Below are 13,173 nucleotides of genomic sequence, written 5' to 3'. Positions count from 1 at the left end.
TGCTGCAGACCGCACCCGGCCTTCCCGTTGTCAGAAGCGGCCGATCATCATGACCCATCCTTCCTCCGTTCATCCCCGCTGGCTGATGCCGGCCGAGTGGGCCCCGCAGTCGCGCTGCTGGATGGCCTGGCCCTGCCGGCCGGAGACCTTCAGCGGGGCGCCGATGGATGTGGCTTTCGATGCCTATGCCAGCGTTGCCAACACTATTGCCGGTTTCGAGCCGCTCTCGATGGTGTGCCATCCCGAATTTGCTCCGGAGGCACGCCGGCGGCTGGATGGCAGCATCGAGATCATCGAGCTGCCGATTTCCGACAGCTGGATCCGCGATACCGGGCCGACCTTCGTCATCTCCGAAGCGGGCGAGCTGGGCGCGGTTGACTGGCGCTTCAACGCCTGGGGCGGCAATTATCCCGGCCATGAAGACGATACCCATCTGGCCGGCCGCATCGCCGAGCGGGTCGGGGCCGTGCATCTGCCGGTGGACATGTTCTTCGAGGGTGGGGCCATTACGGTGGATGGCGAGGGCACGCTGATCACCACCGACAATGTGCCGCTCAATGCCAACCGCAATCCGCACATCACGCGCGAGAAGGTGGAAGGGCATTTCGAGCTGATGCTGGGGGCCAGCAAGACCATCTGGCTGCCGGGCATCTATGAAGAGGACGAGACCGACGGCCATGTGGATGAGGTTGCCTGCTTCACCCGCCCAGGCCAGGTGCTGCACCTCAACTGCTCCAACCCGAACGACCCCAATCATGCGGCCTTTGCCGCCAATCTCGCCGTCCTGCGGCAGGCAACGGATGCCAAAGGCCGCAAGCTGGATGTGGTGACTATCGAGCAGCCGGCAGAGCGGCGGGAGAAGGATGGCGTACGTCTGACGCTTTCCTATCTCAACTTCCTCATCGGCAACGGCTTTGTTCTCATGCCGGCTTTCGGCGTACCCGAGGATGAGCCGGCGCGCGGCCTGCTGGCCGAGCTGTTCCCGGACCGCAAGGTGGTGCAGTTGCCCGCGATGGGCATCGTCAATGGCGGCGGCGGCATTCACTGCATCACCCAGCAGCAGCCCGCCGTCGGCGCCTGATTTCAGCATTATGTCCGTACGGTGGCAGTTGGTCTGCCACCGTAACAGGGCGTCCTTCCCGCATACGCATTTGACTCTGCCCCACGGCTCCTTCAGCCTTGGGGCATGTCACGCCGCATCGTCATTTCCCTTTTATGTGTGATGCTTGCCGCCTTTTGTGCGGCAGGCGCGGGGGATCGTGCGCTGACCGTGCTGGGCGGTGCCGAGCCGGCGGTTGCCGGCAGTACAGCGGTTGAACGCATGCTCCGTACGGCGCTCGGCGTCTTTGCCACCGTACGGGGTATTGATGCCGTGGTTTCGGCCGCGCAGACGGCCAGCGTTTCCGTTGGCGTTGGCGTCAGCGGTTCGCTTGAAGTCGGCGAGCTGCTCGACCCGCTGAATGACGTACTGGAACAGGCAGGCTCCGTGCTGCTCACGGCCACGGTGGCGCTGGGCGGCGAGCGGCTGCTGATCGATATCGGGCAGGAATGGGGCCTCAAGCTGCTGGTGCCGATCGGCCTTCTGGCGGCCGCGGTTTCGGTTCTGCTGGGCGGGGGCAGTGCCGCCATGGTGGCGCGCCGTACGGCATGGGCGTTCCTGATGCTGGGGTTGCTTGGCCGCTTCCTCGTGCCGCTCGCCTTCGTCGGGGCGGAACAGCTCTCCCACGGGGTGATCCAGCCGCAGATCGAAAAGGCCGAGGCGGACCTTCGGGCCCTGCATCAGGAGGACAGCACGCTGATACCGGCGCCGGGTGCCGATCAGGGCTTTTTTTCCACCCTCTCCGACATGGCGGCGGTACGCGAGAAACTTCAGCACACGGTCGATGCGCTGCTCTCCGGCGCGGACCGTATTGTCGAGAGCCTGGTGCGGCTGGCGGCTGCCTATCTGTTCCTCATCGTGCTGGTACCGTTGGGCGTGCTGTGGCTGCTCGGCCGGGCGACGAATGCTGCGATGACAGCCTTGCTGAGCGAGCCGCCGCCGGGTTGGAGGCGGGACAGCGATGACGATGAAGAAGAGGGGGCGCGGCGATGACCATCGAGGCGCTTAACCTCGCCATCATGCTGGGGGCCGCGCTGGTGGTCTCCAGCGTGCTTTCCAGCGTAATTGCGTTCCGCTTCGGCGCCCCGCTGCTGCTGATCTTCCTGCTGCTTGGCCTTGTCTTCGGTGAAGACGGGCTTGGCATCCCGTTCGACGATACCTCCTTTGCCTATGCCGTCGGCTCGGTTGCCATCGCCATCATCCTGTTCGACAGCGGCTTTACCACCCGCTGGCGCAGCCTTGCGCTGGCGGCGGGGCCAGCCGGAATGCTGGCAACGGTGGGTGTGCTCATTACCGCCGGCATGATCGCGCTCTTTGGCGCCATGCTGCTGGATCTGGACTGGCTGTCGGCTCTGCTCCTGGGCGCCATTGTCAGCTCAACCGATGCGGCGGCCGTGTTCTTCCTGCTGCGCGTCGGCGGCATCACGCTGCGCGACCGTGTGCGCTCCACGCTGGAAGTGGAGAGTGGCAGCAATGACCCGATGGCGATCTTTCTCACCCTGTCGCTTGCCAGCATGGCGACCCTCGGCGGCATCGAGAGCCATGGCGGGCTCTGGCAGATGCTGGTGGTGGAATTCCTGCGCCAGATGGGCTTTGGTCTGGTGGGCGGGCTTGCCGGCGGCTGGCTGCTGGTTCAGGGCCTCAACCGCATCCGCCTCGACCCGGGGCTTTATCCCATCGTTGCCCTGGCGGCGGCGGTGTTACTGGCAACGGTGGTCAATGCGCTGGGCGGCAGCGGCTTTCTTGCCATCTATATCGCCGGTGTGATTGCCGGCAATTCCCGGGTGCATGCCGCCGGCAGCCTGGGCCGGTTCCAGGAGGGCATGACCTGGCTTGCCCAGATAACCATGTTCCTGACGCTGGGCCTGCTGGCAACGCCCACGCAGTTCATCTCGCTGGCCCCGGCCGGTCTTGCGCTTGCGCTGCTGCTGATCTTCGTCGCCCGTCCGCTGGCCGTCTGGATTTGCCTGCTGCCCTTCGGTTTCAGCCGCAAGGAAACGCTCTTTATCGGCTGGGTCGGCCTGCGAGGCGCGGTTTCCATCCTGCTGGCGCTGGTGCCGGTGCTGTCGGGGCTCGAAAGCGGGCGCCTGCTGTTCAATCTCGCCTTCATCGTCGTCTTCGTCTCTCTGGTGGTGCAGGGCTGGACGCTGCGGCCGGTAGCCCGCCGCCTCGGCCTTGTGGTGCCGCCGGCCATCGGCCCGCTTGATCGCTCCGAACTCGAACTGCCCGGTGCCCCCGGCGACTATGAGCTGCTGACCTATCGCGTTGCCGATGATTGCCCGGTGGCGCAGGGCGAACGCATTCCCCGCTGGGCCCGCCCTTCCCTGATCGTGCGCGAGGGCAAGAGCCTGCTGCCGGAGCGTGCCGGCCGGCCACAGGCGGGCGACTATGTCTATATCTTCGCCGCCCACAGCCGGGTGGCGCTGATGGACCGGCTGTTTGCCGCCCGGGCGGAGGGCGATCTTGAGCAGGAAGCCGCTTTTTATGGCGATTTTGCACTCGAGCCGGACGCGCCCCTGACCACGGTTGCCCTGCTGTACGGTCTTGAAGTGCCGGCGGATGTGGGCGATGCGACGGTTGCCGGTTATCTTAGCAAGGCCGTGCATGGCCGGCCGGAGACGGGCGACCGGGTGCGCCTTGGTGCGGTGGAGCTCATCGTGCGTGCCGTGGATGAGGAAGGCCACATCGCCGATGTGGGACTTGCCGTTGACCCGGCGCCCGAGCGGCGAGTGGTCATTCCCTATAACCGGCGCGAGCTGGCGCAGGTGACGACGGACTTGAAAGCGCGGCTGGCGCGCCGGCGTCGCGGCAAGGCTGCCGCGGCCCCGGGCGGGGTGCATGACCTGCCCGATGCACCTGATTTCGGCCGCGGCGACCATGACGCGGACGTCAGCGACAAGAAAGGCCCGGCCGACGTCTGAGGTCGTTCCGGGCCTTCTCTCAAATTCTATCGTACTGGATAGAGCCCCTCAGGCGGCACGCCGCGTGAGGCGAAGGCCGAGCCGGCCCCACACATCCAGCAGCGCATCCGTCAGCACGTCCATCTGCGCATCGGTGTGCATCGGCGTGGGGGTGAAGCGCAGCCGCTCGGTACCGCGCGGCACGGTGGGGTAGTTGATGGGCTGCACATAGATGCCGTGCCGCTCCAGAAGCTCGTCGCTGGCGCGCTTGCACAGCACGGCATCGCCCACCATCACCGGCACGATGTGGCTTTGCGAATTCAGCACCGGCAGGCCGGCATCGCGCATCAGCTGCTTTAGGCGGGCGGCTCGTTCCTGATGGGCAAGCCGCACTTCCGGGTGCTGCTTCAGCCAGCGGATGGAGGCGCGGGCGCCTGCGGCTACCGCCGGGGTAAGGGCGGTCGAGAAGATGAAGCCATGGGCGAAGGAGCGCACCAGGTCGATCAGCGCGGCAGAGCCCGCGATGTAACCGCCATGCACGCCAAAAGCCTTGCCAAGGGTGCCGTTGATGCAGGTGATGCGGTGCATCTGTCCGTCACGTTCGGCAACGCCGCCGCCCCGCGCGCCATACATGCCGACGGCATGCACTTCGTCGAGGTAGGTCATGGCGCCGTACTTGTCGGCCAGGTCGCAAATCTCGCGGATGGGGGCGATATCGCCATCCATGGAATAGACGGACTCGAAGGCAATCAGCTTCGGCCGGCCAAGCGGCTGGGCGCGCAGCAGATCTTCCAGATGCACGAGATCATTATGCCGCCAGATGTGCCGTTCGGCCCGGCTGTGGCGGATGCCTTCGATCATCGAGTTGTGATTGAAGGCATCGGACAGGATGACGACGTCATTGATCTCGCGCCCCAGCGTGGAGAGCGCGGCCTGGTTGGCGACATAACCGGTGGAAAAGATCAGCGCGGCTTCGGTGCCGTGCAGGTCGGCCAGCTCGCGCTCCAGCAGGATGTGGGCGTGGTTGGTGCCGGAGATGTTGCGGGTGCCGCCGGCGCCGGCGCCGCAGCGGTCGATTGCCTCATGCATGGCGGCCATCACCTCGGGATGCTGGCCCATGCCTAGATAATCGTTGGAGCACCAGACGGTCACGTCCTGCGTGGTGCCATCGGCCCGGTGGCGCAGCGCTTGCGGAAACTTGCCGGCCTTGCGTTCCAGATCGGCGAAGACGCGGTAGCGGCCCTCGCTCTTGAGGTCGGCAATACGCTCTGCAAACAGGCGCTGATAATCCATGGGGGCGGTCCAGTCAGTAGCTTCGGCTTGGCGGCAAGGCACTCTTTGCGGGCGTCTTTCCCTTGTCTTTGCCGGCTCGGTCCTTGCGGATGGCCGATGAGGGAAGTTTTGCCCGGGTGGCGGCTATCGTCTTGTCGAGTGTCTTCTGTGTTGTTCTGTTGAGGTTAAATGATGCTTGCCCGCCCCGCGAGTCCTTGATTTGCGTCAAGGCGCCGCGAATTGCTGGGTCTTTCGCACTTGGGCACGGGAGTATCGTGAGGGGCAAGTGGTCAAACCGCCCACCCTGCGGGTTATCGGGATAGGGGCCGAAACGGTGGCCGGTCAGGCCGCCCAGGTGCTGTAGCGGCCCTTTTCGGGCTCGTAAGCGAGGATACGGTGATTGTTGGTGTCGCTCACCAGCACCGTGCCGTCTTTCGCGCACCAGAGGCCGGCCGGCTCCGCCAGCGGCAGGCAGAGGTTGTCCGTACAGTCGAAGCGGGTTCCCCAGTCGCTGGTCATGCGCGTCAACGGGTCGAGCCGGCGCAGCGTTGCATTATAGCTGTCCGCCACCATCAGCGCGCCATCCGGCGCCAGCGACAGCCCGAGGGCGTGCTGCAGCAGCGTGTCGGCAAAATTGCCATTGCGGTGGCCGAAATCGAAAAGGCCGCTGCCCACCAGCGTTTCCACCGGGTTTCCTTCCCGCTCCAGCCAGACGGCGCGGATGGCTGAGGTTTCGCTGTCGGCAAACCACAGCACGCTGCCATCGGGGGCAAGGACGAGGCCGCTCGGCTGGGCGAGATGTGCGGCAAGGCCAAGCCCGTCGCGCAGCCCTTCCGGCCCTGCGCCCGCAAGAGGCTCAATGAGGCTGGTGGACGTCGCAAGTGTCAGTAACTGGTGGGTGCCGGCATTGGCGATATAGAGCGTCGCCTCATCCGGTGAGAGCGCAAGATCCCATGGGGAGGCAAGCGGCGCCTTCAGCCCCGGCAGATCGCGGTCGACAACCCCGCCGCGCCTGCCGGTGCCGGCAAGCGTCAGCACATGTCCCGTCGCGAGATCGATGCGGCGGATGGCATGATTGCCGGTATCGGCGACGTAAAGCGCGTCGCGTCCGGCCACCAGCCCTTCCGGCGACCGGAAGCTGGCTTCACCGGCGGGGCCATCCTCAAAGCCGGCGCTGCCGCTGCCAAACCGCCGGCGTTCACGGCCTGCGGCATCGAAGAGCACGATCTGGTGATGGCCGGCATCGGCAACCGCCCAGCCCTGCGGCTCTTCCGGGCGGGTGCTGAGCGGCTTGATCTTGCCGGGGAAGCGCAAAAGCCCCTCGCCCGGCTCTTCCACCGGCGCAAGGTCAAGCGGTGCCGGGGCCAGCAGGCCTTCCGCCTTGCAGTTGGCAAGTGTCTGCGCCACCGCTTCCAGCAGCCGGTCGGGATCTGGCTCGCCGGAAAGCTGGCCGACCAGATGACCATCGGGGCCGACAAAGACCAGGGTTGGCCAGGCGCGCACGGCATACTGCTTCCAGAGCTGAAAGTCCGGATCATGCACGACCGGGTGGCGGATGTCGTAGCGGGCGATGGCCCGGCGCACATTCTCGCCCTGCCGCTCGGCCGGGAACTTCGGCGAATGCACGCCGATAACCACCACCTCGTCCGGAAAGGTTTCTTCAATCCGCCGGAGCGTGGGGATGATGTGCATGCAGTTGATGCAGCAGAAGGTCCAGAAATCGAGGATGACCAGCTTGCCAGCGAGCGCCTTGAGCGTGAGAGGCCCGGCAGTGTTGAACCAGGTAAGGCCGGGCCGGTTGATTTCGGGGGCACGGACGGGCTGGGCAAAGCCTGGCGGCATGGCGGAGGGTCTCTTGCGGTGGGCACATGCCCGCTTGGCCTTGCGGCAAGGGGCGCTTCTGGAGCATGAGATGGGCAGAGGCAGGCGCGGATACAACGCCCGGAAGGGCGCGTGTCGCGCAGGGCCGCCATTCATCAGCCGGCTGCCGCATCAATGAGCGGCCGGGCACTCAAGGGATTGCAGGCGAAAATGATTCTGGTCTTCGGCTCGCTGAACATGGACCTCGTGATGCAGATGGAGCATCTGCCGCAGCCGGGCGAGACGGTGATCTGCCCGGGATACGTGCTGAAGGCTGGCGGCAAGGGCAACAACCAGGCCGTGGCTGCCGCGCGGGCGGGAGCAAAGGTGGCGATGGCCGGCGCGCTGGGGCGCGACGGTTTTGGCGACAGCCTTGCCGCGCGCCAGCAGGGCGAAGGCATCGACATTTCGCTGATCGCCCGCGGGGAGGCGCCGACCGGCTGCGCCCCGATTGCCATCGATGCCGCCGGCGAGAACTTCATCGTTGTGGCCGGCGGCGCCAACCTGACGGCAAACCAGGCCGCCATCCCGCAGGAGAAGCTGGGGAGCGGCACGCTGGTGGTGCTGCAGATGGAAGTGCCACATGCGGAAAACTGGGCGCTGCTGGCCCGTGCCAAAGCTGCCGGTGCGCGAACCCTGCTCAATGTTGCGCCGGCTGCTGCCGTGCCGGAAGCCGCGCTTGGCGATGTCGACTTCCTGGCCGTCAACGAGATCGAGGCGGTGCAGGTCGCCCGTGCGCTTGGCATCATGGAGGCGGAGCCGCTGAGCGCCGCTGCCGCGCTTGCCCGCCGCTATAATCTGGCCTGTGTGGTGACGCTGGGCGCGCGCGGGGCCGCACTGGTGACGGCAGAGGGGGGCTGGCGTGTCCAGCCGCTCAAGGTCGAGGTGGTGGATACCACCGGGGCCGGGGATGCCTTCGTCGGCAACTTTGCCGCTGCACTCGATGCCGGCCTTGCGCCGGAAGAAGCGCTACGGCGGGCCTCGGTTGCGGGCTCTCTCGCCTGCACCGCGGTGGGAGCGCAGGAAGCACTGCCGCGCGCTGCCGATGTGGATGCGAAGCTGGCCGGAGTGCCGGCGGCAACCCCGCTCTGAGCATGGCTTGCCCTGCTTAAAAGGCGTGACAGGGCAGGGGTGAAAGGCCGATATCTTTAGCTGTTGGTCTCCGAACTGCTGGTTTGATGCTGGCGGGCCGCCTTTCCGGCCGCCGGAGATGAGCCTGTTTTGCCCAAAGGTTTCAGATGCCCGTTCTTAACCGCATTGCCGATTTCCACGACGAGATGACGGCCTGGCGCCGGGATTTTCACATGCACCCGGAACTGGGGTTCGAGGAGGTTCGCACCTCCGGCATCGTGGCGGAGAAGCTGAAGGGCTGGGGCATCGAGACCCATACCGGCATTGCCACCACCGGCGTGGTCGGCGTGATCCGGGGCAACCGGGGTGATGGACCGACCATCGGCCTGCGCGCCGACATGGACGCGCTGCCGATGCAGGAAGAAAACGAGTTCGGCCACAAGTCCCTCAATCCCGGAAAGATGCATGGCTGCGGCCATGACGGGCACACCACCATGCTGCTTGGAGCGGCGCGCTACCTTGCCGAGACGCGCAATTTCCGCGGCTCCGTGGTGGTGATCTTCCAGCCGGCTGAAGAAGGCGGCGGCGGCGGGCGCCGCATGGTGGAAGAAGGGCTCTTCGACCGTTTCCCCTGCGATCAGGTCTACGGTATGCACAATTGGCCGCAGATGCCGTTCGGCACGGCCGGCATCATTGACGGGCCGATCATGGCCGCTGCCGATCTTATCAACATCACCGTGCGCGGCACGGGTGCCCACGCGGCCATGCCGCATCTGGGGATCGACCCGGTGGTGGTGGCGAGCCATATCGTCACCGCCTTGCAGACACTGGTCAGCCGCACGACCGACCCGCTCGACAGCGCGGTGATTTCCGTCACCAAGCTCAATGCCGGCAGCGCGCATAATGTGATTGCCGACAATGCCGTGCTGGGCGGCACGGTACGCACCTTCAAGCCGGCCACCCGCGATGCGATGGAAGCCGGCATTCGCCGTGTAGCGGAGAATGTGGCGATGGCCTTTGGCGCGAGCGCCGAAGTGGAATATCGCCGCAACTACCCACCCACCATCAATGAAAAGCTGGCGACCGAAACGGCCGCCCGGGCGGCGACGCGTGTGGTGGGCGAGGAGAATGTGCTGCGTGACCTCGCCCCCAGCATGGGCGGGGAGGATTTTGCCTTCATGCTGGAAGCAAAGCCGGGCAACTATATCTGGCTCGGCCAGGCGGGCGGACCGTCGGCCTGCAACGTCCATAACCCGAAATATGATTTCAACGACGCCCTGCTGCCGCTGGGCGCCAGCTATTGGGCGGCGCTGGTGGAAGAGACGCTGGGCGCCTGATCGGGGGCGCCCGGAGCCTTGCCTTCTTGTATCGCGGGGAGCGGGCCGGGTTTGCCGAGGAGATAACCCTGGGCATAGTCGGCCCCCATCGCGGTGATGCGCTCCATCATCTCCCCGGTCTCCACCCCTTCGCACACCACCCGTTTGCCGAGGCCTTGCACCAGTTGCACGATGCCGCGGCAGACATTGAAGTAATGCTGGCCTTCCATCGCCCGCAGCACCATGGAGCGATCCAGCTTGATGGTGTCGAAAGGCGTCTGGGTCAGCTGGGTGAGGGAAGTGTAGCCCGAGCCGAAATCATCAAGCGCGATGCGCACGCCCATATCGCGCAGGGCGGCAAGGCGGTCCAGCACCAGCTGGCCGGGGTTGAGCGCGACGGTTTCGGTGACTTCCAGCTCAAGCCGGCTGGCGGGAAAACCGGTTTCACTCAAAATTCCGGCCACGAGTGCCGGCAGGTCGCTGCGCTCCAACTGCACGGCTGAGACATTGACGGCGATGTGCTCGTCTTCGGCAAGGCCGCTGGCAAGCGCGCCCGTCAGCGCAGCGCGCAGCGCCCATTCGCCCAGTTCCAGAATCTGTCCGCTCGATTCCGCGACCGGCACAAAAACCGCCGGGGAAACCGGCCCCAGCTCCGCACTGTTCCAGCGCAGCAGCGCTTCATAGCCGGCACGTTTACCGGTAGCCGCGAGGACGACCGGCTGGTAGGCGATGCTCATCTCGCCCTGGCCGATGGCGTCGGACAGCAGGCCGATAAGGCGTGTGTGATGCCGGATTTGCTCTTCGAAGGCGCTGTCATAATGGTCGTAGGCCAGCCCCTCCTTGAGGTGGGAGCGCTCCAGCGCCGTCAGCGCGTAACCCAGCAGGCGTGCCGGACCGTTATGCGCTCCCGGCGCCAGCGACCAGCTACCGACGGCGCCGATGCGCACCATCGGGTGCATGATGCCCCTGGCGTTGCGGAGATCGGCGGCAAGCTCGGTAACGACACGCGATTCTTCCAGCGGCGGCACCCGGCCCTCGATGATGAAGCCAAGCTCGTTCTCGCGGGTACGGGCGGCAAAGCGGGTTCCAGGCCGGCCATAGAGCATGCGGTTGGCCAGCGTGCGCAGTACCCCCAGCGCCTCGTCATGGCCGAAAGAAAGGGCAAGGCGGCCGAAGTTCCCTACGCGGGCCAGCAGCAGGGTGAACTCGCCTTTTTCCGGCATGGTGCGCGCCAGTTCATCCAGCAGGGCAGCCCGGCTGGGCAGGCCGGTTTCCTGATCGACGAAGGCGAGTTCGGCGATGCGCTGGCGATCCAGCTCCTGCTCGGTCACGTCGATGCATTCGACGAGCAGCCTGACCGCGCCATTGAACGGGGCGTGGGTTACATAGGCATCGAGCCAGCGCTCAGGTCCGCGCACGCGGAAGCGCCGGCGCAGCGGTATTGCGTCGGCCTCATGCGTTGTGAGCGCCGTCAGCCGGTTCGTAACCTCCTGCCGGTTGCCGGCCAGCAGCTCGGGGAAGGGACGGCCGATCAGCTCCCCGATCGGGTGCGCGAAATAATCCGCCGCGCGGCCATTGGCCTGCAGCACCCGCATATCGGAGGCGGAGAGCAGCAGGCGGGAGAGCGAGCGGGTTTCGAACAGCGCTTCGTAACTGCTCTCGGCCGCCAGCTCGCGCGCCGCAGCATGTTTGACGGCGCTGAGATCGAGCATGTTGGCGACGAAGAGCTTTTCACCGCCCTGCTGGTATTCCGTCACTGTCAGAAAGATCGGCAGCAGCGTGCCGTCCTTGCGGCGGGCGCTCAGCTCGCGGCCCTGGCCGATGATGTGGGGTTTGTGGCTGGTCAGGTAGTCCTGCACATAGCGGTCGTGCTGCTGGGCCATCAGGCTGGGCATCAGCAGGGTTACCGGCCGGCCAAGAGCCTCCGCCTCGCTCCAGCCGAAAAGCGCCTCTGCCGCCGGGTTCCAGGCGCAGATGCTGCCGTTCGCCCGCATGGCCACGATGGCCGTTTGCGATACGGCCATGATCGCTGCCGCGTCGATCTTCAACGCGAGCGATCCTGAAGTCGGGCGGGCGAAAGCATGGGGCCTTGGGTGCTCGGTCGGCATCTTGGAGTGAACAGACGATGGTGCAAGGCGTTACCAATAGGGACAACACGCAGAACGGGAATTGATCTGGATCATCCTGTCCGCTCTGCCTCCTGATGCTTGCCCGATGCTGTGACATAGTTCTCACAGCTGCATTTGAGCAGCGTCCTGTCCCATCCAGGGCCGAAACATGAAAAAAGCTCCACCTGCCGGGGCAGATGGAGCTTGATATGGCGTAAGCCCTGACGGTGCGTCGGGCGGGTTATTCGCCCAGTACGCGCTTGAAGATCTCGTCCACGCGCTTGGTGTGGAAGGAGAGATCAAACAGCTCATCCAGCTTTTCATCAGACAGCACAACGTCGGCGTCAGCCTTCAGGAGGTCGAGCAGCGAGCTCTCGCCGCCCCAAACCTTCATGGCGTTGCGCTGCACGAGGCGGTAGCTGTCCTCGCGGCTGACACCGGCCTGGGTGAGAGCCAGCAGCACACGCTGGGAGAATATGAGGCCGCCCATGCTCTCCAGGTTCTTCATCATCGCATCCGGATAGACCACCAGCTTGTCGATGACGCCGGTCAGGCGGGCGAGGGCGAAGTCGAGGGTAACGGTGGCATCGGGGCCGAACATGCGCTCGACCGAGCTGTGGGAGATGTCGCGCTCATGCCAGAGGGCGACGTTCTCCAGTGCCGGGGTCACGGCGGCACGCACGACGCGGGCAAGGCCGGTGAGGTTCTCGGTCAGCACCGGGTTGCGCTTGTGCGGCATGGCCGAGCTGCCCTTCTGGCCGGGGGAGAAATACTCCTCCGCCTCGCGCACTTCGGTGCGCTGCAGATGGCGAATTTCGGTGGCCAGATTCTCGATCGACGAGGCGATGACGCCGAGCGTGGCGAAGAAGGCAGCGTGGCGGTCACGCGGGATGACCTGGGTGGAAACCGGCTCCGGCTTCAGGCCCAGCTTGTCCGCCACCCACTTTTCCACGAACGGGTCGATATGGGCATAGGTGCCGACGGCGCCGGAGATCATGCAGGTGGCGATCTCTTCCCGTGCGGCGATGAGGCGCGTCTTGCAGCGCTCGAAGGCGGCATAGTGGCCGAGCAGCTTGAGGCCGAAGGTGGTCGGCTCGGCATGGATGCCGTGGCTGCGGCCCATGGTGACCGTCATCTTGTGCTCGAGCGCGCGGCGCTTCAGGGCGGCCAGCAGCTCGTCCATGTCCTGCAGCAGCAGGTCGGAGGCCTGCTTCAGCTGTACGGCAAGGCAGGTATCCAGCACGTCGGACGAGGTCATGCCCTGATGGACGAAGCGCGCTTCCGGGCCGACATATTCGGAAAGGTTGGTGAGGAAGGCGATGACGTCGTGCTTCACCTCCCGCTCGATCTCGTCGATGCGCTCGATTTCCCACTGGCCGCGTTCCCAGACCGCCCTGGCGGCCTCCTTCGGGATGACGCCGAGCTCGGCCTGCGCGTCGCAGGCATGCGCCTCGATCTCGAACCAGATACGGAACTTGTTCTCGGGTTCCCAGATGGTGGTCATCTGCGGACGGGAATAACGCGGGATCATCGGCGGCCTCGGCGCT

General features: G+C 65.6%; 9 protein-coding genes. 5 read left to right on the top strand and 4 right to left on the bottom strand.

The window, feature by feature from the left end:
- The first annotated feature begins 49 nt into the window (after window positions 1-49).
- The 3 genes from QTL98_RS17500 (at window position 50) to QTL98_RS17490 (ending at window position 4,020) form a co-directional block, all read left to right on the top strand.
- Window positions 50-1,081, top strand: coding sequence for an agmatine deiminase family protein (locus tag QTL98_RS17500; RefSeq protein ID WP_445679749.1), 1,032 nt, complete (start codon window positions 50-52; stop codon window positions 1,079-1,081).
- A 105-nt stretch (window positions 1,082-1,186) separates the two neighbouring features.
- The gene (locus tag QTL98_RS17495) at window positions 1,187-2,092 is read left to right on the top strand and encodes a hypothetical protein (protein ID WP_445679748.1); all 906 of its coding nucleotides are present in this window, start codon (window positions 1,187-1,189) and stop codon (window positions 2,090-2,092) included.
- Window positions 2,089-4,020 (top strand): potassium/proton antiporter, encoded by a 1,932-nt coding sequence (locus QTL98_RS17490; protein ID WP_445679747.1) that lies wholly within the window; start codon window positions 2,089-2,091, stop codon window positions 4,018-4,020. The genes QTL98_RS17495 and QTL98_RS17490 overlap by 4 nt, the downstream gene beginning before the upstream one ends.
- Window positions 4,021-4,068: 48 nt before the next feature.
- On the opposite strand, the gene hemA is transcribed toward QTL98_RS17490, so the two are convergent.
- Window positions 4,069-5,292, bottom strand: a complete 1,224-nt coding sequence (gene hemA, locus QTL98_RS17485; protein ID WP_445679746.1) for a 5-aminolevulinate synthase — start codon at window positions 5,290-5,292, stop codon at window positions 4,069-4,071.
- Between the two features lie 321 nt (window positions 5,293-5,613).
- Window positions 5,614-7,113, bottom strand: coding sequence for a thioredoxin-like domain-containing protein (locus QTL98_RS17480; RefSeq protein ID WP_445679745.1), 1,500 nt, complete (start codon window positions 7,111-7,113; stop codon window positions 5,614-5,616).
- A 189-nt stretch (window positions 7,114-7,302) separates the two neighbouring features.
- Between QTL98_RS17480 and QTL98_RS17475 the strand changes: the two genes are divergently transcribed.
- Together QTL98_RS17475 and QTL98_RS17470 are read left to right on the top strand one after the other, a co-directional pair.
- Window positions 7,303-8,223, top strand: coding sequence for a ribokinase (locus tag QTL98_RS17475; RefSeq protein WP_445679744.1), 921 nt, complete (start codon window positions 7,303-7,305; stop codon window positions 8,221-8,223).
- A 146-nt stretch (window positions 8,224-8,369) separates the two neighbouring features.
- Complete coding sequence (locus QTL98_RS17470; RefSeq protein WP_445679743.1) at window positions 8,370-9,539, top strand: M20 aminoacylase family protein; 1,170 nt, start codon at window positions 8,370-8,372, stop codon at window positions 9,537-9,539.
- Here the strand turns inward: QTL98_RS17470 and QTL98_RS17465 are convergent.
- Window positions 9,500-11,566 (bottom strand): putative bifunctional diguanylate cyclase/phosphodiesterase, encoded by a 2,067-nt coding sequence (locus tag QTL98_RS17465; RefSeq protein ID WP_445679742.1) that lies wholly within the window; start codon window positions 11,564-11,566, stop codon window positions 9,500-9,502. The genes QTL98_RS17470 and QTL98_RS17465 overlap by 40 nt on opposite strands.
- A gap of 301 nt (window positions 11,567-11,867) precedes the next feature.
- The gene (gene purB / locus QTL98_RS17460; RefSeq protein WP_445679741.1) at window positions 11,868-13,157 is read right to left on the bottom strand and encodes an adenylosuccinate lyase; all 1,290 of its coding nucleotides are present in this window, start codon (window positions 13,155-13,157) and stop codon (window positions 11,868-11,870) included.
- Window positions 13,158-13,173: the final 16 nt, after the last annotated feature.

The organism is Radicibacter daui, assembly GCA_030657355.1.
In the GTDB taxonomy this organism is placed as follows: Bacteria; Pseudomonadota; Alphaproteobacteria; order Radicibacterales; family Radicibacteraceae; genus Radicibacter; species Radicibacter daui.
Note: the sequence above shows the minus strand (reverse complement) of the source record. Positions and strands in the feature narration are given on the sequence as shown.

Excerpts from the sequence above, each read along its gene's own strand:
- QTL98_RS17500 (WP_445679749.1), top strand. The coding sequence starts at position 50 with ATGACCCATCCTTCCTCCGTTCATCCCCGCTGGCTGATGCCGGCCGAG.
- QTL98_RS17495 (WP_445679748.1), top strand. The coding sequence starts at position 1,187 with ATGTCACGCCGCATCGTCATTTCCCTTTTATGTGTGATGCTTGCCGCC.
- QTL98_RS17490 (WP_445679747.1), top strand. The coding sequence starts at position 2,089 with ATGACCATCGAGGCGCTTAACCTCGCCATCATGCTGGGGGCCGCGCTG.
- hemA (WP_445679746.1), bottom strand. The coding sequence starts at position 5,292 with ATGGATTATCAGCGCCTGTTTGCAGAGCGTATTGCCGACCTCAAGAGC.
- QTL98_RS17480 (WP_445679745.1), bottom strand. The coding sequence starts at position 7,113 with ATGCCGCCAGGCTTTGCCCAGCCCGTCCGTGCCCCCGAAATCAACCGG.
- QTL98_RS17475 (WP_445679744.1), top strand. The coding sequence starts at position 7,303 with ATGATTCTGGTCTTCGGCTCGCTGAACATGGACCTCGTGATGCAGATG.
- QTL98_RS17470 (WP_445679743.1), top strand. The coding sequence starts at position 8,370 with ATGCCCGTTCTTAACCGCATTGCCGATTTCCACGACGAGATGACGGCC.
- purB (WP_445679741.1), bottom strand. The coding sequence starts at position 13,157 with ATGATCCCGCGTTATTCCCGTCCGCAGATGACCACCATCTGGGAACCC.